Origin of the sequence: Paraburkholderia sp. 35.1 (assembly GCF_050436525.1) — a bacterium.
In the GTDB taxonomy this organism is placed as follows: Bacteria; Pseudomonadota; Gammaproteobacteria; order Burkholderiales; family Burkholderiaceae; genus Paraburkholderia; species Paraburkholderia tuberum.
The window spans coordinates 1,385,480-1,406,678 of sequence record NZ_JBNDMJ010000002.1; the positions used below are offsets into that span (position 1 = coordinate 1,385,480).

A 21,199-nucleotide genomic window follows, 5' to 3' on the forward strand; every position below is an offset into this window, starting at 1 on the left:
GTCCACAGCCTCGTGCTGTGGGCAGCGTCGTTGTCCACGGGCGGGCGCGGGATGATCGTCATAGCAAGACGTAGATGTCGAACAAAAAACTTGACAGACCCACTCAGGGCATGACTCTACCGTAAGTACGCGTTCGCCGATGTGAGAGTCGTCGCTCCGGAGCCGGCTCGGGCGAACGGCCGGTTAGCACCGTGCAGCCGCCCGGTGAGGGTCGGTAGCTGAGCGTCTGCAATGGCAGAGTAGCAGGCAGTGGTAATTGCGCGCACAACGACTGAAGTTCGGACAGGACGGACGCTCGTCGACCAGGATGGGTACGACGGGACACTGTTTTAGTTCGGCCATTCACCGAAGGCAACGGTGGAAGTTCGCTACCCACTTGGATGAATACATAAGTCCGAACCGAAAGCGTTGTTTGGGTTTACTCGAAGCAGCCATTGGAGGAAAAATTGGCTGCTGGACCGAAGTTGCTAATGCTGTGACGCGCCAGCTTGAGAGCGAAGCCTTTGCGGGCTTCGCACTTTTTCGTTGCGTGCGCCTCGGGTTCTGCTCGCAATACGATCAACGCGTACGCATATCGCTCAACTTTAGCCTGTCACAGGCGCTCGATGATGGCTTTTGCCGCGTCCGGATTGCGTTCCTTGAAGCCGCTGATCACGTAAAGGTAAACATCGCGCGCGCTTTTTGCGGCTGCCTTGGCCTCGACGGGTTCGATATCTTCAGGAATGGTGCCTGCGGCAAGCTGGCGTGCGCGCTCGGCCCACGCATCGAGCGCCTTCTTCGAATAACCTTGGGCCTGCTTTTCGGACGTCCCCATGATGCGCGCATACACAAAGGGTGCGGTGAGACTGGCGATCTGAGGATAATGGCTATCGCCTGCGAGTACGATCGCCACGCCATATTTGCGCGCCAGCGCGACAAAGGCTTCGTTGCGGAAACTCTCGTGTCGAACTTCGACGGCATGCCTTAGCGTGAGTCCGTCGAGCTTCCTGGGCAGCAACGCGAGAAACGCTTCGAAGTCGTCTGCGTCGAATTGCTTGGTTGTGGCGAACTGCCAGTTGATCGGACCGAGTTTTTGTTTCAGATGCACGAGGCCACTGCCGAAGAAGCGTTCGATATTGTCGCCGGCCTCGGCCAGCACACGCCGGTTGGTCGCGTAGCGCGGCGCCTTGAGTGCAAATACAAAATCGTCAGGCGTCTCGTCGCGCCACTTCATATAGCTCTCGGGTTTCTGCAAGCCATAGAATGTCCCATTAATTTCGATGGTCGTCAGCTGGCGGCTCGCGTATTCGAGCTCGCGTTTTTGCGTCAGATCCGGCGGATAAAACACCCCGCGCCATGGGCCATAGGTCCAGCCTCCAACGCCAACCCGGATTCGCGGTTTCGTGCGTGTCGCCATATGCGGTTTTCCTCGTAGCTCCGGGTTGCCTCGGGGCGCTCAGGTGTCGATTCCAACTCAATAGCTGTACCGTGCGTCCATGCAGGCATGACCTGCGGGTCGTTATTACAACTGTCTCGCCAATGGTAGCGGACAACACCCACGCCTGTCTGCTAGTAGCAGCCTAAGCAGGTTCACCTGGTCAGTGCCGAGCCGCAGCAGTTCAACGGCGCAACACTGCCGCCGGGCACACGGTTGCTGCATCGCGACCAGATGGACGCATTGCAGAAGGAACTGCGGGACGTCGAGGGCGTGACCGCGATTGTCTATGCGCAGACTTGCGCGGCGGAAAAGCGGCGCCGCAGAAAGCAGAAAAAGCTGGTTGATCCTGCGCGCCGCGTGGTCATCAACGAAGAAGTTTGCGAAGGCTGTGGCGATTGCGGCGTGCAGTCGAATTGCGTCTCCGTGATGCCGTTAGAAACCGATCTCGGCCAAAAGCGGACTATCGATCAAAGCTCCTGCAACAAGGATTTCTCCTGCGTGAAGGGATTTTGCCCAAGCTTCGTTACCGTCGAGGGCGGTCAGTTGCGTAAAGCCGCAAAGGCGCGTGTTGCGGTTCCAACGGGGTTGCCCGCGCCGAAAATCGCGGGGCTGTCACGTCCCTACAACGTCGTAGTCACGGGCGTTGGAGGAACTGGTGTGGTCACGCTCGGTGCTCTGATGGGGATGGCTGCACATATCGAAGGCAAAGGAGTTCTGGTTCTCGACATGGCAGGCATGGCGCAAAAGGGTGGCGCAGTCATGTCGCATATCCGCATCGCTCAGACCCCGGACGCATTGCACGCGGCGCGAGTGGCGTCGGGCAAAGCTGACCTTCTGCTCGGCTGCGACATGATGGTTGCTGCGAGCAAAGACGCGAAGACGTTAAGTAGCCCGCTGCGCACGCTTGCGGTCGTCAACCTCGACGTTGCTCCGACCGGGACTTTTGCGCGGGACCCCGACTGGCAGGCAGCGCCTGCAGGACTGCTGAGCCAGGTCAAGGCGAATACGCAAGTGACCGAGGCGCTGGAGGCGTCGCGGATCGCTACAGCGCTGATGGGCGATGCTGTAGCGACGAACGTTTTTCTGTTGGGATACGCGTGGCAGAAGGGTTTGATTCCTCTCGAGGAGCGCTCCCTGCTACAGACGATCGAACTGAATGGCGCGGCAGTGGAGATGAACAAGTCGGCCTTTGCATGGGGGCGACAGGCCGCGCTGGACCTTTCCATCGCTCGCGCGGCAGCAGGTCTGGAAAAAGTAAGCATCATGGCGATGCCTCAGCGCAAAGCGTCTCTTCAACAGATTGTCGCAGATCGCGTGGGTAGATTGACGGCGTATCAGAATGCGGCCTACGCGAAGCGGTACGAGGATTTCGTCCAACAAATCGCGTCGCTTGAATCGAGCCGTGTGGGTGGTGACCGATTTACTCGCGAGGTGGCGATCAGTCTGTACAAGCTGATGTCCTGCAAGGACGAGTATGAGGTCGCTCGCCTTTTTACGGAGACAAGCTTCCTCACACGGCTCCGTGGACAATTCGAAGGGGATTTCAAGCTTCGCTTCCATCTTGCGCCGCCCCTGCTGGCGAAGAAGGACGAGAAAGGCCACCTCATCAAGAAGCAGTACGGCGGCTGGGTCGTCCCTGCGTTTCGCCTGCTCGCGAAAGCGAAATTTCTGCGCGGCACCGTGCTTGATCCGTTCGGCTACACGGCGGAACGGCGGGACGAGCGTGCTGCGATCGGAGACTACCAGAAGCTCGTGAAACGTCTTGTCGAAAGTCTTGACGAAGCGCATATGACGACACGGATTGAGCTTGCGAAGTTGCCGCAGACGGTTCGTGGATTCGGACATATCAGGGAGCGCAATGCGGCCGCCGCTGCGAAGACCGCCGCGGCGTTGTTGGCAAACGGTGAGACCGCGAGACAGGCAACACCTCCTCGATCAAAGGTGTTGCAACGACCGGTTGAATCCGCCCTATACAGGAGACATGCAATGGTACAAATTCCTGGACTCAAATTCCCGCTCGGCGAAGAGATCGAAATGCTGCGCGACAGCATTGCGTCGTTCGCCGCCAAGGAAATCGCGCCGCGCGCGGGGGAAATCGATCGCACCGATCAGTTTCCGATGGACCTGTGGCGCAAGTTCGGCGATCTCGGCGTGCTCGGCATGACGGTCTCCGAAGAGTACGGCGGCGCGAACATGGGCTACACCGCGCACATGGTCGCGATGGAGGAAATCTCGCGCGCCTCGGCCTCGGTCGGCCTCTCGTATGGCGCGCATTCGAACCTGTGCGTGAACCAGATTCATCGCAACGGCAGCGAGGCGCAAAAGCGCAAGTATCTGCCGAAGCTCGTGTCGGGCGAGCACGTCGGCGCGCTCGCGATGAGCGAGCCGAACGCGGGCTCGGACGTCGTCAGCATGAAGCTGCGCGCGGACAAGAAGGGCGACCGCTACGTGCTCAACGGCACCAAGATGTGGATCACCAACGGCCCCGATTGCGACACGCTGGTCGTCTACGCGAAGACCGATCCCGAAGCGAATGCGCGCGGTATCACCGCGTTCATCGTCGAGAAGGGCATGAAGGGCTTCTCGGTCGCGCAGAAACTCGACAAGCTCGGCATGCGCGGTTCACACACCGGCGAACTGGTGTTCCAGGACGTCGAGGTGCCGGAGGAAAACATCCTCGGCGAGTTTAACGGCGGCGTGAAGGTGCTGATGAGCGGTCTCGACTACGAGCGCGCGGTGCTCGCGGGCGGCCCGACCGGCATCATGGTCGCGGTGATGGACGCGGTCGTGCCGTATATCCACGACCGCAAGCAGTTCGGCCAGTCGATCGGCGAATTCCAGCTGATCCAGGGCAAGGTCGCCGATCTGTACACGACGCTGCAGGCATGCCGCGCGTATCTGTATGCGGTGGGCCGCCAACTCGACACGCTCGGCAACGACCATGTGCGCCAGGTCCGCAAGGACTGCGCGGGCGTGATTCTGTACACGGCCGAAAAGGCGACCTGGATGGCTGGCGAGGCGATCCAGATTCTCGGCGGCAATGGTTATATCAACGAGTATCCGGTCGGTCGTTTGTGGCGCGATGCGAAGCTCTATGAAATTGGCGCGGGCACGAGCGAGATTCGCCGCATGTTGATTGGCCGCGAACTGTTCGCGGAAACGATTTAAGCGCGCGCGGGAAAAAGGAGACTAAAACGATGCCCTTCATCGAATCAAAGCTGAACCCCCGCTCGGACGACTTCCGCGCGAACGCGGCGGCGCTCGAAGCGCTCGTCACAGTCTTTTGCGCTCGAGAAAAATTTTACAAATTCGAAGCAGTGAGATAATTTATATTATCGCGTCATTCATTTCGCACATGAAAAGTTGGCACCATGGAAACGCGTCAGACCCAGGAGCCCGCCGGGCAGGGTTTCCCCAATGCCGACTCGCTTGCCGCCCTGCGCAGCTGGTATGCGGGCCTGTCCTCGCGCGCAGCCGTGGCCCGCTACCTGGGCGGGCGCAGGGCGGCAGGCGTTTCCTCGCGGGGTCTCATCGGAGACATCCGCAGGCAACTGATCGCCTTTGCGCATAGCCGGCATCGGCCCGATCTGGCGGCAGTCTTCGAACATACACCCACGCAACGGCACGCACGGGCGGGCACGGTCGAGCGCACGATCAGGACGCTTGGATCGTTGCCCGTACCACAACCGCAGGTGACCGACGACGTCGCGCTGTGGTTCGCGCCGCGCACAGTGCGGGCGCTGCATGCGCACGGCATTCGTACGCTCACGGATCTGACGGTACGCATTCCGCGCCGGCGCCAGTGGTGGACCCGGATCAAGGGGCTCGGGGCGACCGGCGCGCACGCCATCGAAGCGTTCTTCGCCGCGCACCCTGCCTTGACCGAGCGTGCCCGTGCCTTGATCACGCTCACGCAGCCGGCCGGTATCGTGCCGTGGGAGCAGCTACGGCTGCCGCATGAAGTCGACGGTTCGCAGGGTACGTTGCGCGCCCCGCGCGAGACCTGCACGCTCAATGCCACGAACGACTACGAGGCCGTGCAGGCGTGGCTCGCGCTGCACGAAACAGTCACGACGCAGCGCGCCTACCGCAAGGAAGCCGAGCGGCTGATCCTCTGGGCCATCGTCGAGCGAGGCCGCGCGTTCTCGTCGCTGACGACCGACGACGCGATTGCATACCGGACGTTTGTACGCCGTCCCTCGCCCCGTGAACGCTGGGTCGGTCCCCCGCGACCGCGTGATTCTGTCGAATGGCGCCCCTTCACAGGCGGCCTGTCGGCGCGCTCGACTGCCTACGCATTGACGGTCCTCTCGGCGCTGTATCGATGGCTCATCGAGCAGCGCTACGTGCTGGCCAACCCCTTTGCCGGCGTCAAGGTTCGCGGCGCGGCGCTGCGCCCCGAACTCGACACGACGCGCGGCTTCACCGAGGGCGAGTGGCTGCTGCTGCGGGCCTTTGCGGACGGTCTCGAGTGGTCGTACGGCTGGTCCGGACCGGCCGCACAGAGGCTGCGCTTCCTGCTCGACTTCGGCTACGCGACGGGCCTGCGCGCGAGCGAACTCGTGGGCGCCGTGCTGCGCGACATCCGTGCTGACGGGCACGGCGAGTCGTGGCTTCACCTCATTGGCAAAGGCAGCAAACCCGGCAGGGTGGCGTTACCCCCGCTGGCAACCGATGCGCTTGATCAATATCTGCTTGAACGACGGCTGCCGGTCTCACGGGAGCGCTGGAGCCCGGCGACGCCAATCCTCGCCAGCCTCGGCGAGAATGAGGGCGCGGGTATTACGGGCGCGCACCTGTGGCGCGTCATGCGCCGGTTCTTCGTGGAAGCCGCTGGCGTGCTGGAGGGTGATCATCCGCTGCTGGCGGAAAAACTGTGCCGCGCGAGCCCGCACTGGATGCGGCACTCCCACGCCAGTCATGCACTCGCGCGCGGCGCGGAACTGACGAGCGTACGCGACAACCTGCGCCACTCGTCCATCTCAACGACCTCGATGTACCTGCGCGGAGACGACCTCAAGCGCGCCCGGCAGTTCGCTGAGGCCTTTGGACGTCGCATCAGGAAACAGCGTACACCGTCTGACTTGCAGTGAAATCAGCGCCTTCGACCATCATGCCTTCGATCAATACGGATCATCTTGCGCCCAACATCACGCCGACGGGTCATCTTCTTGCGGTGCCGAAAACCGATGCTTCCCCTGTGCCGGAAGACATCGCGCTCGACCGCGCTTTTCAGGCCGGCGCAGGCCACGGTCTGCTCTATCTCGGCAGCACGGTAATCGGACGGGCACTGCCCCCCGCCTGGGGCTGGTGGCGCGACTTCGCCATGCGTTACGTCACCGCGTTGTGCACGACGGCCACAGACGGGGACATCGCAGTCGCCGAACCGGACGCCCGGGACATCGGGAGGCTGATCGACGATGCCCCACCCATGACGGGCGTCGAATATCTCACGCCGCAAGTGCTCGCGACCCTGTGGGGCGAGATCGACAGCGCCCTGCGTCAGGAGTTGGTCCGCACGGGTGGTTCGCTTCAGGCATTTCTCAAGTCGCGTCACCCCACCTGGAATCTGGTGGGCCGGGTCCACTTCAATCTTGCCGAGAACCGGAAAGACCCTGAGGCCCCCTTCGCTTTTCTGGCCACTTATACGGCGCGCGTCTCCGCGCATGGCAAGACCCAGCATCAGCCCCTGTCGCGCTCGCTCGAGGAATTTTCCGGCACGCGCAACAAGGCGCAGCTTCTTTCGCTGCTGCTCCCCGTTCAGCGGGCGGCCGAGTGTTGCGACTGGGTGCGCTCCATGCTTGAGTCGCGCGAGATCTATCATCCGCTGCGCTGGACGCCCACCGAGGCCTGGCACCTGCTCCAGGATCTGCCGGCACTCGAGGCCGCCGGCATCATCGTCCGGCTGCCCGGTACGTGGACGACGGGTCGTCCCGCGCGGCCGAGCGTCACGGCCAGTGTGGGCACGAAACCGCCGTCGCTCGTCGGCAAGGATGCCTTGCTCGATTTCAACCTGGCAGTCTCGCTCGAGGGCGAACCATTAAGCCCCGCCGAAGTCCGAAAGCTGCTCAAGGGCGCCGACGGCCTGCAGTGGATCCGCGGGCGCTGGATCGAGGTGGATACCCGGAAGCTCGGCCGTCTTCTGCAACGCTTCGAAGATCTCGGGCAAGCCGCGCAATTGGGGCTCCCACTCAACGACGCGCTACGCCTGCTGGCAGGCGTGCCGGGCAATGATGCCGAAGTGCCTGAAGAACACGACTGGGCGCAGGTCGTGGCCGGTCCCTGGCTGGCCGATACCCTTCAGAACCTGCGTCAACCGCAAGGCCTGGCTCGCGTCGAGCCGGGCCCCGGGTTGCATGCGCAGCTTCGACCGTACCAGCACGCAGGCGTGCAGTGGCTCTACCTGCTCAGCCGGCTCGAACTGGGTGCGTGTCTGGCCGACGACATGGGGCTCGGCAAAACGATCCAGATCCTCGCGCTGCTCCTCATCCTGAAGCGCGAACAGCGTGATCCACGTCCCAGCCTCCTCGTTGCGCCGGCCTCCTTGCTGGCCAACTGGGCCTCGGAAGCCGAACGCTTTGCGCCCGGTCTGCGCGTCCTGGTCGCCCACCCCTCCGTCACGCCCGCCGAGACCCTGCGCGGCCTCGATGAGGTGCGGCTCGCCCAGACCGACCTCGTCATCACCAGTTTTGGCGCGCTGCTTCGCCAACCCGCGCTGGAGACGATCCGATGGCGCCTGGCGATCGTCGACGAAGCGCAGGCAATCAAGAACCCCGGAGCCAGGCAGACCCGGCAGGTCAAGAAGCTTCAGGCGCAGTCGCGCATCGCCCTGACAGGTACCCCCGTGGAAAACGGCCTGGCGGACCTGTGGTCCATCTTCGATTTCACGCATCCGGGCCTGCTGGGCTCGGCGAAGGATTTCGCCGGATTCAGCAGGCGTCTCGCGAAAGCCGGGCACTTCGGTCCGCTTCGCTCGCTCGTGCGACCGTACATTCTGCGCCGCCTGAAGACGGACAGGAATGTCATTGCCGATCTCCCGGAAAAGACCGAGCTCAAGGCCTGGTGTCACCTGAGTCCCGTCCAGGCCGCACTGTACGAGCACGCGGTTCAGGACCTGGCCGCCGCGCTCGACGGTGCACAAGGCATCGAGCGCAAGGGCATCGTGCTGAGCTACCTGATGCGTTTGAAGCAGATATGCAACCATCCGTCCCAGTGGCTCGGCGACGCGGCATGGAAGCCTGAGGCCAGCGGCAAATTTGCGCGTCTGCGGGAACTGGTCGACGTGATTGCCGCCAAGCAGGAAAAGGTACTCGTATTCACGCAGTTTCGCGAAACCACCGAGCCCCTGGCGGCGTTTCTGGGATCACTGTTTGGCCGCGAGGGTTTGATCCTGCATGGCGGCACCCCGGTCGGAAAGCGGCGCGAGCTGGTCAGGCTTTTTCAGGAAGACGAATTGACACCCTTCTTCGTGCTGTCGCTCAAGGCAGGGGGATCGGGGTTGAATCTCACGGCTGCCTCCCACGTGATTCATTTCGATCGCTGGTGGAATCCGGCCGTGGAGAATCAGGCGACGGACCGGGCCTTTCGCATCGGCCAGCGCAGGAACGTGCTGGTGCACAAGTTCGTCTGCCGGGGCACAGTCGAGGATCGGATCGACCAGCTAATCGAAACGAAGCAGCAACTGGTGAAGGATGTGCTCGAAGGCGGAGCGGAGCTGCTGCTGACTGAAATGACCGATCGGGAGTTGCTCGATCTCGTCAGGCTCGATATACATCGTGCGCAGGAAACCTGACTACGCAAAGGGAATGTGATGGGTTACTACGGTGGATGGAAACCTTATGTCCCGGTGGCTGAACGCCGGAGAAAAGCCGAACAGCAGGTCGCGAAAGCAATCAAGACCGGCAGGACGCTGTCGCCGATCGCGCCGTATCGCGGCGCCATCGCGAAAACCTTCTGGGGCAAGGCGTGGTGCGATAATCTGGAGCGCTACAGCGACTACGGCAATCGCCTGCCGCGCGGGCGCACCTACGTCCGTAACGGTTCGGTGATCGATCTGCAGATCACGGCGGGCAAAATACACGCACAGGTCATGGGATCGAGCCTCTACACGGTCAAGATCGACGTCAGTGCGTCTGCCAATCAACACTGGCGCACGTTGGTCGCCGACTGCGCGTCATCGATCGATTCCATGGTCGAGCTGCTGCAGGGCAAGCTATCGGGCGCCGTGATGGAACGGATCTGCAAGCCGGGCACGGGGCTCTTTCCCTCGCCGAAGGATATCCGGTTCGGTTGCAACTGCCTCGACTGGGCGTCAATGTGCAAGCATGTGGCCGCGGTGCTGTACGGTATCGGCGCCCGGTTCGACCAGCAGCCCGAACTGCTCTTCACGCTGCGGGGTGTGGACGCCGCCGATCTCGTCAGCAGCACGGGTGCCGGATTGTCCGCAGCGGGACCCGCGCCAGCGTCGGGCAAGGTTCTCGACGACGCGGCCCTGGGCGACGTATTCGGTATCGAGATCGACACCGGCAGCGAGCCGCTCGCCGCATCTCCTGCTGCACGCAAACGGACAGGCAGGCAGTCCGCTGCGCAAACGAGCCGGGTTCCCACGCCATCGACCCCAGCGAAACCGGCAGCGAGTGCGAAATCGACCTCGAAAGGCAAAACGGCGGCACCCAAAACGGTGGTCAAATCCGTCGTTGCCGCAAAACCTGCTGGCAAGGCGCGTGCGGACGCACCAGGGGCGACCCGTTCAGCAAGCGCGAAATCGACCTCGAAAGGCAAAACGGCGGCGCCTAAAGCGGTGGTCAAACCCGTCGTTGCCGCAAAACCTGCCGGCAAGCTGCGCGCGGGGGCTCCAAAGGCGCCCCGTTCAACCGCCACGCAAAAACCGCCCACACGTTCGCCGGCGACACCACGACCCCCACAGAAAGCAAAAACATCCCGATGAGGTCACCGTCATGGTCGCCGTCAAATTCGATGATCTTTCCTCGGCCTTCGACTTCGTCAGCTATGCAGCGCCGATGGAACACCAGGCGTATATCTCGCTCGATACGGGAAAAATCTACTGGATTTCCGATGCCATCGACACGATCGAGGAGGCGATTCCCGAGGATCTGGAAGACCCGGATCGCTACCTCGCGATACCGCACAAGAACGAACTTGATCTCGGAAGCAGTCTCGCCCTGCGCTTTGCCGCACAGCAGCTGCCTGCGCGTTATGACCAGATTGAAGGGTTTTTCCAGCGGCGAGGGGCATACGCGCGCTTCAAGGATTTACTCGAGCGCGAAGGTGCTCTGGAACGCTGGTATGCGTTTGAAGCCGACTCTGTCGAAAAGGCACTAAGGCAATGGGGCGCTGAAAACGGGCTCGAGATTCTTGATTGAGAGGCGACGCGTCGGGTGAGACAGGCCAAAGTCTCTCGCTACACAGCGTACCATCTTTACGTCAATCAGCCGGAAACCCTGCTACACAAGGCTCTTCAGCCCGGAATTCGTCACAGAACTGAAAAGGCACCAACTTTTGTAGTAGTTCGTATCAACTTTAGTTCGTTTGACAACTACGACGGGGCCTGCCTCAACGCGGGTAGTGACGCGACCCTGGTCTCGAATCCCGATGGTGGCGTTGTTCAGCTCAGGCGGCGCGCTGATGCTGAGAAAAAGCGGCTCGTGGAGCTGCGCAAGAGCGGGCTGCAGAAGATACCCGCCGGCCGCGTACAGAGTATGCAATCGCTTCCCGATGCGATGCTCGGAATAACGGAGCCCGATGCGTTGTACGCGTTCGTGAATGACGTGTTACCTCTTCTGCGCGACTAGGGCTGGCGCGTCACCATGACAGCTGAGTTCCGCTTCAACGTGATCGAGATCCATGCCATCGACGGGACGGCGCACCATGCCGGCGACGGCTGGTTCGATCTGGAAATGGGCATCGCGGTGGCCGGGGTTACCACCTGACTGAAGCTGCCATTAACTTTCAGTCGACCCTTGCAGTGTTCAATGCACTGCGATCGGTCAAATTTTTCCTTTTGGACTCGTTGAATTAGCATCGTTTTGACGAAAAATTCACGAATTACAGCCAACCCTCTTGTGAAGCCGAGAATCTCGTCTGAGTCACGGTCAACTATGATCTATCCGTTTCGCCGTTGGTACGGGCGCAGCTGCCATCGGCAGGCTTGCGACCCGGACCGGAATGCCGCGTGTTGTCGCTTCTATCTCAGTGATGCCGATTCTTCCCAGCTCCGGCTCGACAAAGAGCGCGTACGGGATAACCCTGTCTGTCTTTGTCCGTAAGCCTCCGTCCAGAACCGATTTCAGTAAGCGATAGTCGTCAAAGGAAGCGTGTGTGAACATGGGCGTGCCGGGAACTTCACCGATTGCCCACGTGTTCTGTGCAGTCGTTGCGAGTCGCTCGTCTGTGACGATGAAGCCGCGCAAATCAACTTCAACTCCTGCCGCGTCAAGACCAATATCTCGGGCGTTGGGGATACGCCCTGCCGCGACGAGAATATGCGTGCCCCGTACGGCGCTGCCGTCTGCGAGGGTGATTGTTACTTCCTGCCCAGAATGTCCTTCGACCCGTGCAGCCCTAACGTTCATACGTATAACCGTCCGGCAGCGGGTCATTAACGACCTGACCCGACATGCCGAATCACTGGGCTACGTTCCGCAGCCCAAACAGCCTGACATATTCAAATCACGAAAATGGAGGACCCCGTAGTTTTTCGAGCCTCCAGGTCCTGATGTGCCTGCACCGCGTCCTCCAGGGCATACCGCTGATTGATCCCGATGCGGATGCGGCCTGCCGCCACATGGCCGAATAGCTCATCGACCAGTTCTGCCTTCTCGGCCGGATCGGCGATGTAGTCGGCGAGACCCGGGCGGGTCACGTACAGCGAGCCCTTGCGGGCCAGAATTGCCGGATCGAACGGCGGGATTTTGCCGGAAGCGGTGCCGACGCAGACCAGCAGGCCGCGGCGCTTGAGAGAGTCTAGCGAGGACATGAAGGTGGTCTTGCCCACGCTGTCGAAGACCACGGACACGCCCACTCCGTTGGTGAGTTCCCGCACGCGCTTGGCCACATCGTCATGACTATAGTTGATCGTGTGATCACAGCCGTGGGCGCGCGCCACCTCCGCCTTGGCGTCAGTCGAAACCGTACCGATCACCGTCAGGCCGAGCAGTTTGGCCCACTGCGAAACGATCAGGCCAACACCGCCTGCTGCGGCATGCAGCAGCACGGCGTCGCCAGCTTTGAAAGGGTAGATTCGGCGCACCAGGTAGGCGGCGGACAAGCCCCGCATGGTCATGGCCGCCGCAGCTTCGCAACTGATGGCCTCCGGCAGCTTGATCAGCGGCGCGGCAGAAATCAGCCGCTCCGTGCTGTAGGCGCCCAGCGTGTTGATGAAGCCCGTGTAGGTCACACGGTCGCCGACCGCCAGATGGGTCACGCCCGCACCGATGGCCTCGACCACGCCGGATGCCTCGTTGCCGAGGCCGCTGGGCAGCGGAACCTCGTAGATACCGCCGCGAAAGTAGGTGTCGGCAAAGTTAAGACCCACTGCCACGTGGCGGACGCGCACCTCTCCCGGTCCCGGCTCTCCAACTTCAGCGTCCTCAAAACGAAGGACCTCGGGACCGCCGGTTTCGTAGAATTTAACGACTTTTGCCATGTTGTCTCCTGTCGACCAGAGTTGGCGCTTTAGCGCCTTACTCTGGTCCCATGCAATATCTGCGGTCGACCAGAGTTGGCGCTTTAGCTGTCGACCAGAGTTCGCGCTTCAGCGCGCTACTCTGGTCCCATGCAAAGCCCTTACTCTGGTCCGATGCAAGCTGGTTGCGGATATGTATCGACTGCCGCAGTTCGTCTGCGGCTCGCTAGCGCTTACTTCACCCTTGGGTCGGCTTGCGCAGGAAGCCCTGGTTGCCACCGTTACGATTGGGCGCGAAGCCGTTGGCCTGAAGCGTCTCGTCAGCCGTGTCGTAGAAGACCCCAATCTTCATGATCTCTCGCGCCTGTTTCGCTGTCGCGATGGGACGGCCAAATTCGCCTGAAATGCGCACCAACTGCTTGATCTGCTCGACGGAGCTCATCTTGCCCGTGCGGGTCTGGTTCCAGAGCACATCCTCGATGCCGCACCGCACATGCAGACCCAAGGCGATGCCAATCATATTCACGGGCAGCACATTTAGCACCGAACTCTCCACCGTCACCACTGCGCCGTCGGGCGCAGCACGCAGGAAGTTGGCCAGGTTGTAGATGTTCGCCTGATCCATGCCGCCGCTGATAGCCACCCAGTTCATCACCAGTGGCCCCTTGTAGACACCGCGGCGAATCATCCGCTCGATCGTTTCAAAGCTGTTGATGTTGTAGCACTGAAACTCACTTTGGATTCCGGCGGCTGTCAGGCGTCGGATGTGCTCTTCGGCCCAGCTGGGATTCGAGGGGACAATCATGTCCTTGTAGGTTGCATAGAGGTGCGGGAATCCTCGCGAAACACCCTTGAAGTCATCCATACCGGCATGCTCTGTCACGTTCATCTGTGTCGTGTTGACGGTGACAGTCACCTGGTCGGGCTTCGGATCGAGTTCGGCCAGCATATGCCGCGTGTCATCGCTTAGCCATTGGGCGGCTTGGCCCTCGGATTCAGGCGCGAAGCTGATGGAACCGCCCACCTGGATGACCATTTCCGGCACGCGGGCGCGCACCCCGGCGATCAGTTCATTGAACATGGACAGGCGCTTGCTGCCCTTGCCATCGGCTTCGCGCACATGCAGATGCAGCACGGTGGCACCAGCTTCGTAGCAATCCACCGCCTTCTGGATCTGCTCCTCCATGGTGACAGGGATATCTTCCGGGAAGTCTGAGGGAATCCAGCCCGGCGCATAGGGAGCGGCTGTAATGATCAGGGGCTGCTGGTTCTCGGGATACAGGTGGCCGTCAAGGAAGTTCATGGTGATGGATCTCCAAATTGAAATTGTGAATAGTGAGAATGTCGAACTGGATGAGAAAGCTTTAGTACGCCATTCGCAGCACCATCGAGTGTCTGATGCGCCCAGTGAATCATCTGGCCCGCCGTCACTTCCTGCTTTACATTGCATGCCTTGCACTTGACTTTTCATGACAGTAATCCGCTGACGCAAGAGCGCCGGATCATCGACTGCCGCATCCACGATCCCGACAGCGACGGCAGGACGAAACGAGATCAAGTGCACATCATGCTGACCAATCTGGTTCATTGTCAGCACCTGACTTTCATCGGGGTCCTGATGAGCCATTGGCATGCCGCGCGCGATTCTGTCGGAAGCAATGTGCTGCGCAATGAATCGTTCCTTCTTCAACGTGCTTCTCAGCGGCTTAGACAATGAGACGGATGCGTCGGCGTGACGTCATGGTGGGTCGGCATCACAATGCCGACCATGCACGCATAGCAAAGCGCTTCATGAGTCATCGGAGTGAGATTCCCCCTCGGGACAAACCCTGAGGCAATCCGCGCCGCAATCCGTCGAGCGGCATGAGTTTTGTTCACCAATATCTTCGCAAATGGCTGCGTCGAGAGCATCGGAATCCCTCCGTTCATTGACTTCACATCGGCCGCGGCAGTGCAAGGCCACTGTGGTTCACAGTGTATCCCCATAAAATAATAATGTCGACAAAAATAGAGATGCGGAATCTGTCGCGGGTGTCGTGGTCGCTTGTCGCGAAGCCATATACCGTTCTGCCTGCCGGGTCGACTCAGTATAAGTATTAATGTCGACATCAACAATTTTAGAGGATGATCGGCATTGTCAGTGTTCGGTCGGCAAGCCGGGCCGTTGCAGGAAGGCCCCGGAATCGTCGAGGGATCGTCAAGTTGCGCATCCCGTCCAAATCAGTCGACGGGCATGAAAAGAGGGCGCCATGAAGCGGAAAATCGTCGATATCGACGCGCCGTCGTCGTTATTGAGCGGCGGCGCGTATGCGGGGTCGTCGGTCACCCTGGTTGGGGCGATCGCCGCCGGCCTTCTGTATAGAAGTCGTCGGCGACATCGTTCAGTTCCACAGCTCCAATACCGGGAAGATCTTTCGCTACATGAACGCGCGCATGCACCGATTGCGCCGGCAGCGGGGATCGACGACCCCGCGCCATTCGGTAACAGGCAAGCATCCGCCCGGGCTCGCCCGGTCATCATAAAAGGCAGAGGCGACGTCAATGAAACTGAAGTGGAGCGGAGTAGCAATACTCGCGGTATTCGCCAGCGCAGCGCATGCGCAGTCGTCGGTCACGTTGTATGGCGCAATCGATTCGGGCGTTTTCTTTCAGAGCACGGCGGCGTCCTCGTTCGCGCCGAACGCCCACAACAACGGGCACGTGTACGGCATCAAGGACGGCAGCCTCTATGGGAGTTTCTGGGGCATCAAGGGGACCGAAGACATCGGCGGCGGCTACAAGGTCAACTTCAGGCTACAGGGGGTGTTCAACAGCAGCAACGGCAAGGTCGGGCTGCCCGACACGACGGGCACGACTGCGATATTCAACCAGCAGACGACGGTCGGCCTCTCCGGACCGTTCGGCACGTTCGACGCCGGACGGCAATACACGCCGATGATCTACGCGATGGCCGATACCGACGTCCGCGCGGCGCAGTACTTCGGCAGCATCCTGGGCGCATGGCTCGGGCTGAACCAGGCCGCCGGCTGGCCCGGGACGAACACGAATGTGCCCCTCGGCGCGTTGTATGACAGCAACGCGCTCGTCTACCAGACACCGAAGTTCTACGGCGCGTCAGCCGCGCTCGAGTACGCGCCGGGCGGCGTGGCGGGCCAGATTCAGGGCGGTACGCGCGAATCGGCGGTGCTCAGGTATTCGAACTACGGCCTCAATCTGTCCGCCGTCTACTACAACGCCCACGACACGAACCTCGCGGCGGCCGCGCCGACCGGGTACGACAATAACCGCCTCTATTATTTCGGCGCGAAGTACACGTTCCGCGGCGTATCGGTGTCGGCGTCGTACGGGATCGGCAAGAATCCGTCGAACACGCGCCTCGCGGACTACGAAATGATTTCGGGTGGTCTCGGCTATCAGTTCACCCCGTTCTTCAAGATCACGTCTGGCTTCTACTACCTGAAGGATCGCAACAACTCGGCGAACCATTCGAGCGAATACGCAGTGGGCGCGGAATACAGCCTGTCGAAGCGCACGATAGTCTCTGCGCAGGTCGGGTACGTTGCGAACCGCGGGACGATGAACCAGACGATCATGTACGGCCAGATCGTCGCGCCGGGCGTATCGACCACGGCCGCGATGATCGGCCTGCGTCACAGCTTCTGATGCATTGAAATCGAAACGGAGAGCAACGATGAAAACGATGAATGGACTCAGGGTGGCTCTTGGCGTCGCGATCGCGGCAGTGTCGATCGGTGCGTGGGCGCAGGACGGCGCGTCGGCAGGGGCATTGGCTGGCACCGCAGCCTCCGCGTCGAGCGGCATGACGGCCAAAGCCGCGCGGCAGGCGAATCGCGCGCTGCGACGCAAGGTGTACGCAGCGCTCGCGAAGCACAAGGAGATTGACGCGGGCAACATCAGCGTCACTGCGAAAGGCGGCGCCGTGATGATCAGCGGCACTGTCCCGGAGGCGTCGCAGATCAATACCGTCACGGAGGTCGTGAATGGCGTCGCGGGGGTGGCGTCGGTGACCAGCAAGCTCACGGTGCAGCGGCCGTTCGGTCAGTAGTGCAGCGCGCAGGCCAGTTCAGTTTGAATTGACAGACTTGCCCAATGGATTTGAATCTGATTCGAGTCTGCAAACCGGGTGCGACTTTTCCCGGTCGACTGCGCCTTGCGGGAGTCAGGGTTTCCGATGGACCGTAATGATCGATCGTCGACTAGGCGACGAAGACCATTAACTCGCGCGCTATATCGCGCTTGGCCGGAGTTAAAGCCATGAACGAAGCGGTTCTCAAGCATCGCGATGGCGCGGTGCAAGTGATGTCCATCAACAACGCGACCGCGCGCAATGCGGTGACTCATGAGTTATGTGATGCCCTTCCGGCCGCGCTGGCTGAAGCGCAGGCCGATCCGGGTATAGGCGCAATCGTTCTCACCGGCGTTGGCAATGCCTTCTGCGCTGGCGGCGATCTGGACCGGCATGCGCAACGACCCACGACGACGCTGCTGGAGCTTCGCGCAGGAATCGAACGTCTGCATGACCTGATCCGCTCGATTTGCAGTTGCAGCAAGCCGGTGATCGCCGCAGTCGAAGGTTCAGCGTGCGGGTTTATCGATTGCGCTCGCGTGTGACATGCTGGTTGCCGCTCGCAATGCGTCTTTCTTTGTGGCGTATGGGAAGGTCGGCCTTTCGCCCGGCGACAGAACCGCCGTGCTCCGTCCGAATTCGTCTCACGGCGAGTGCTGACGGAACTATGCCTGACGGGCGAGCCTGTCACGGGCGAACGCATGCATGGTTTGGGTATCGTCAACCGCCTCGTTGACTCAGGGCGCGCGCTCACCGAGGCGATCTCCATGGCAGTGACGTTCGCGACCGGTCCGCAGCGGGTGATCGTCCGGATCAAGAAATTGCGTCGTCACGCTGACAATACCCTCGAAGCGCAACTGGAACTCGAAGCCCGGCATGTGATGGAGTCTGTCGCCCTTCACTGATATGCAGGCCGGCCGTTCACGTAAGGAGGAACCTGTCATGAAAGTCATCTCTCACCTCGACAAGGTGCGACGCCTGGCGGTGCTTCGGCAGCACCTCGACCCGTTAGCCGACTTCGAATTGTGGTTCTGGACCACGCTGACCGCGAGCATCAACGTGTTCAACGCAACGCTTCATCTCGCTGGTCTGACGCGTGACGACCCTGTGTTCTCCACCATTCCCGGCGTGCACGTTGTGAAGCAACCGGACGGCAGCTACGCACGCGAGTTGCGTGGGCTCGGCGATGTGAGCCATGTGGGCTGGCCGGAGATCGCGGGAGACGTACCTCAGGCCATTCGGCAACTCGAACACGCGTTGCATACCATCGAACATCACCGGGATCCATGCATTCGCGGAGATCGCGTTCCAGTACAAGCCATTGTCGACGAATGTGAGCAAGCGTTTACACAAGTCATGTACACATTCGAACAGGCGTTGAAGGGTACCGAGTATGAAAACAGAGAATCATCGGCTCAAGGCTGAAAACATCGAGACGTCACTGAGGTTTCTCGGCAAAGATGACTGGGAAATGAAGATTGAGGCAGCGATGCTGGCTGGGACACACTGGGCGAACTATGCGCTGCATCGCCGCGGCGTCACTTCAGACAGTGAGGACATCGTCCACAACTCGATGCTGGTCGTGAACATGCTGCGCAAGTATTCCCTTGCGGAAGGCGCACTGCTTGGTGCGCTGACCGAAATCGAGGAGCTTCGCCCTCTTTATGTTCGGGGAGATTTGCCAGACGGTTCTCGCGCCGCAGCGCGAGCGCTGGAATTGCTTCAGTTGATCAGCGCGCTCGCCAGGCGCCCGCCATGACTGCTTCAGCAGAGAGCGTCGCGATGATCCATCCGGCTATGCAAGCTCCAGTTGCGCGATCAAATGAGTGCTCACGCACTACCGACAGCCCGAGCGGCGGCATCAATAACTCGCGATCAACCCGGCCTGCGGCGGGCGCGGCGCACGGCTAGCCATACCTGCCATCGTATTTCGCGACCGACCAAGCCTAAGGTACATAACTTAATGTCGACATAAATAAAATGGTCTGCTATCGTGTTTGTACAGATGCAGGGCAACAATATTTTACGGTTTCGTAAAGCTGCGGCGCCACGCGGCGACGGTGGGGGAATTGGCGAAATTCCTACCAGAACAAGGAGATATCGCTCATGATTAAGGTAGAAAGACTGACCGCTTGCATTGGTGCCGAGGTGTCCGGTGTGAGCCTGGGGGATGCGTCTCGAGATGCATCGCTGTTCGCAGAAGTCAAGGCTTTGTTGCTTAAGCACCGAGTCCTCTTTTTTCGAGATCAAGATATCTCTCGGAAAGAGCATGTAGCCTTTGCGAGCCGTTTCGGGAAATTGGAAGAACATCCGGTTGCGGAGAGCGATCCGGAAAACCCGGGTCTCGTGCAGATCTATCGGTCGGAACAAAAGAATCCTTACGAAAATAACTATCACAGTGACGGACTTTGGCGGCCGAACCCATCTATGGGCGCCGTGCTGCGCTGCGTCGAGTGTCCAGAGGTTGGGGGTGACACCATCTGGGTCAACATGGTAGAGGCTTATAAGCAACTACCAGAAGAGATCAAGAAGCGCATCGAGGGATTGAGAGCAAAAAGCAGCATTGAGCACTCGTTCGGTGCGGCAATGGATCTGGAGGAACGAAGAAAACTTGCGGCGCGGAATCCAGAGGTGGAGCACCCTGTCGTGCGGACGCACCCGGAGACTGGCGAAAAGATTCTATACGTCAGCAGCTTCACGACGCATTTCGCCAACTACCATACACCTGAGAACGTGCGTTACGGTCTGGACAAGACGCCAGGTGCGAGCCTTCTGCTGAATTATCTGCAGAGCCAGGCATCGATCCCTGAGTATCAGGTTCGCTTCCGGTGGAAACCGAACAGTATTGCCATCTGGGACAACCGGCCAACGCAGCACTACGCGGTAATGGATTATTGGCCGGCTCCGCGCAAGATGGAGCGAGCAGGAATCGAAGGCGATAAACCATACTAACCGTTTGCCTGTCCTCGCGAGGCTCGAGGTGTTCGGGCTCCAGCCCGTGGTCGCAGTCCGGTTTTGTATGGATCTTTGATTGCCTCGGTCAGCGCGTCGTCATGGCTGTCGCCCTTGGTACCCACCGTATACTCGATACGCCCGTTGGCCAGGGAGTTGTTGTCGACATTACAATGCTGGAGACTATAATGGTCAAAGGATTAAATTCGACGAAAATTCATTGCGCTATACGCCATGGCCCGAAATAAAACGCAGAACCTTCCCGATCTTTCCTCGCTTCTTACGCCCAAGAATTCACTGATGCTGGCAGTCGAGCGGGCGGTGCTGCGTGGGCAGGACTGGGCGTATGCCTCGGTGCCGATTGCCGAGCAGATCGCTGCCCGGCTGGCCGGGGTCATTACGCTTGACCTGGTGAAGTCGGGGCAACGCTTGCTGGAGAAAGATATCAGCGAGGTGTTGCACGTCAGCCGCGCGCCGGTGCGCGAAGCGATGCGTATTCTGGAGCGGGACCGCCTGGTTGAGTTTCAGGCCAGGCGCGGGGCGATTGTTACGGCGCCCGACGAGAATGAACTTCGGGACATTTTCCGTGTGCGCAGCGTGCTTTACGTCACGATGTTGGAGCAGGTGGCGCGCGAAAGCCCGTCCGAACTCGAGGCGTTGCTGACCGCGCATATGCCAAGGCTAATCAGGGCGGCCGAGGAGTCGGTAGACGCCTATGCTGTGGAAAGCTTCCTCCTGAATTTCAACACGGTCGATCTGTGCCGCAACCGGCTTCTGGTCGATGTCCTGCACTCCATCTCATTGCGAACCCTGCGATATGTCCGGCTAGGATTTGTGGCTAAGCCTCAATCGGTTCGCACATCTTTAAAGGTCTGGGGCGCGCTGCAGAAGGCCGCGATCAAACGGGACAACAAGCTACTGCTTTCCCTTGCAGCCTCGCGGCTGGACGACGCCAGGGATGCTGCCATTCGCGCAATCGTTGCAAAACCGGCAGACAGTCGACCTGCACGTGCCCCAAAGGCGGCGCGGGCCGAAGGAGCCGCCGCCTCTACAGAGTGAGTCGCTCCCGGCGTGCTCTGGACGGTTGAATCCGGATTGC

Annotated in this window: 19 protein-coding genes and 2 pseudogenes; 17 read left to right on the forward strand and 4 right to left on the reverse strand. The window is 60.5% G+C overall.

Features of this window, described 5'->3' with window-relative positions:
• Window positions 1-592: 592 nt before the first annotated feature.
• Window positions 593-1,396, reverse strand: a complete 804-nt coding sequence (locus OKW27_RS12375) for a DUF72 domain-containing protein (RefSeq protein ID WP_429333625.1) — start codon at window positions 1,394-1,396, stop codon at window positions 593-595.
• A 447-nt stretch (window positions 1,397-1,843) separates the two neighbouring features.
• Between OKW27_RS12375 and OKW27_RS12380 the strand changes: the two are divergent.
• The 9 genes and pseudogenes from OKW27_RS12380 to OKW27_RS12420 form a co-directional block, all read left to right on the forward strand.
• Window positions 1,844-3,289: pseudogene (locus tag OKW27_RS12380) on the forward strand (DUF6537 domain-containing protein); the annotation flags it as partial.
• A 114-nt stretch (window positions 3,290-3,403) separates the two neighbouring features.
• Window positions 3,404-4,585: an isovaleryl-CoA dehydrogenase gene (locus OKW27_RS12385; RefSeq protein ID WP_429334590.1), complete on the forward strand. Its 1,182-nt coding sequence runs from the start codon at window positions 3,404-3,406 to the stop codon at window positions 4,583-4,585.
• 29 nt (window positions 4,586-4,614) lie between these two features.
• The gene (locus tag OKW27_RS12390; RefSeq protein WP_279613329.1) at window positions 4,615-4,743 is read left to right on the forward strand and encodes a hypothetical protein; all 129 of its coding nucleotides are present in this window, start codon (window positions 4,615-4,617) and stop codon (window positions 4,741-4,743) included.
• 45 nt (window positions 4,744-4,788) lie between these two features.
• Complete coding sequence (locus tag OKW27_RS12395; RefSeq protein WP_090806718.1) at window positions 4,789-6,510, forward strand: site-specific integrase; 1,722 nt, start codon at window positions 4,789-4,791, stop codon at window positions 6,508-6,510.
• 20 nt (window positions 6,511-6,530) lie between these two features.
• Window positions 6,531-9,209, forward strand: a complete 2,679-nt coding sequence (locus tag OKW27_RS12400; RefSeq protein WP_429333626.1) for a DEAD/DEAH box helicase — start codon at window positions 6,531-6,533, stop codon at window positions 9,207-9,209.
• 18 nt (window positions 9,210-9,227) lie between these two features.
• Entirely contained in the window at window positions 9,228-10,364 is a 1,137-nt protein-coding gene (locus OKW27_RS12405; protein WP_429333627.1) for a hypothetical protein, read from the forward strand.
• A gap of 10 nt (window positions 10,365-10,374) precedes the next feature.
• Window positions 10,375-10,800, forward strand: coding sequence for a UPF0158 family protein (locus OKW27_RS12410; protein WP_090806713.1), 426 nt, complete (start codon window positions 10,375-10,377; stop codon window positions 10,798-10,800).
• Between the two features lie 15 nt (window positions 10,801-10,815).
• Complete coding sequence (locus tag OKW27_RS12415; protein ID WP_090806711.1) at window positions 10,816-11,229, forward strand: hypothetical protein; 414 nt, start codon at window positions 10,816-10,818, stop codon at window positions 11,227-11,229.
• Between the two features lie 15 nt (window positions 11,230-11,244).
• Window positions 11,245-11,367, forward strand: coding sequence for a hypothetical protein (locus OKW27_RS12420; RefSeq protein WP_341809960.1), 123 nt, complete (start codon window positions 11,245-11,247; stop codon window positions 11,365-11,367).
• Between the two features lie 195 nt (window positions 11,368-11,562).
• On the opposite strand, the pseudogene OKW27_RS12425 reads toward OKW27_RS12420, so the two are convergent.
• The 3 genes and pseudogenes from OKW27_RS12425 to OKW27_RS12435 form a co-directional block, all read right to left on the reverse strand.
• A pseudogene (locus tag OKW27_RS12425) lies at window positions 11,563-12,015 on the reverse strand (FAD-dependent oxidoreductase); the annotation flags it as partial.
• An 86-nt stretch (window positions 12,016-12,101) separates the two neighbouring features.
• Complete coding sequence (locus OKW27_RS12430) at window positions 12,102-13,082, reverse strand: quinone oxidoreductase family protein (protein WP_090806707.1); 981 nt, start codon at window positions 13,080-13,082, stop codon at window positions 12,102-12,104.
• 217 nt (window positions 13,083-13,299) lie between these two features.
• Window positions 13,300-14,364, reverse strand: a complete 1,065-nt coding sequence (locus tag OKW27_RS12435; protein ID WP_090806705.1) for a 3-keto-5-aminohexanoate cleavage protein — start codon at window positions 14,362-14,364, stop codon at window positions 13,300-13,302.
• 1,238 nt (window positions 14,365-15,602) lie between these two features.
• On the opposite strand from OKW27_RS12435, the gene OKW27_RS12440 reads away from it, so the two are divergent.
• The 8 genes from OKW27_RS12440 to OKW27_RS12475 all read left to right on the forward strand — a co-directional run bounded on the left by OKW27_RS12440 (window position 15,603) and on the right by OKW27_RS12475 (window position 21,159).
• Entirely contained in the window at window positions 15,603-16,724 is a 1,122-nt protein-coding gene (locus OKW27_RS12440; RefSeq protein WP_429333628.1) for a porin, read from the forward strand.
• 28 nt (window positions 16,725-16,752) lie between these two features.
• The gene (locus tag OKW27_RS12445) at window positions 16,753-17,127 is read left to right on the forward strand and encodes a BON domain-containing protein (protein ID WP_090806701.1); all 375 of its coding nucleotides are present in this window, start codon (window positions 16,753-16,755) and stop codon (window positions 17,125-17,127) included.
• Window positions 17,128-17,336: 209 nt separating this feature from the next.
• Window positions 17,337-17,693 carry an enoyl-CoA hydratase-related protein gene (locus OKW27_RS12450; protein ID WP_429333629.1) on the forward strand — a complete coding sequence of 119 codons (357 nt, stop codon included), beginning with the start codon at window positions 17,337-17,339 and terminating at the stop codon, window positions 17,691-17,693.
• 108 nt (window positions 17,694-17,801) lie between these two features.
• The gene (locus tag OKW27_RS12455) at window positions 17,802-18,053 is read left to right on the forward strand and encodes a hypothetical protein (protein ID WP_429333630.1); all 252 of its coding nucleotides are present in this window, start codon (window positions 17,802-17,804) and stop codon (window positions 18,051-18,053) included.
• Window positions 18,054-18,090: 37 nt separating this feature from the next.
• Window positions 18,091-18,573 (forward strand): hypothetical protein, encoded by a 483-nt coding sequence (locus OKW27_RS12460; protein ID WP_176079014.1) that lies wholly within the window; start codon window positions 18,091-18,093, stop codon window positions 18,571-18,573.
• Window positions 18,542-18,907, forward strand: coding sequence for a hypothetical protein (locus tag OKW27_RS12465; RefSeq protein WP_090806699.1), 366 nt, complete (start codon window positions 18,542-18,544; stop codon window positions 18,905-18,907). Before OKW27_RS12460 ends, OKW27_RS12465 begins: the two co-directional genes overlap by 32 nt.
• A 350-nt stretch (window positions 18,908-19,257) precedes the next feature.
• Window positions 19,258-20,100: a TauD/TfdA dioxygenase family protein gene (locus OKW27_RS12470; RefSeq protein WP_090810166.1), complete on the forward strand. Its 843-nt coding sequence runs from the start codon at window positions 19,258-19,260 to the stop codon at window positions 20,098-20,100.
• A gap of 234 nt (window positions 20,101-20,334) precedes the next feature.
• Window positions 20,335-21,159 (forward strand): GntR family transcriptional regulator, encoded by an 825-nt coding sequence (locus tag OKW27_RS12475; protein WP_429333631.1) that lies wholly within the window; start codon window positions 20,335-20,337, stop codon window positions 21,157-21,159.
• Window positions 21,160-21,199: the final 40 nt, after the last annotated feature.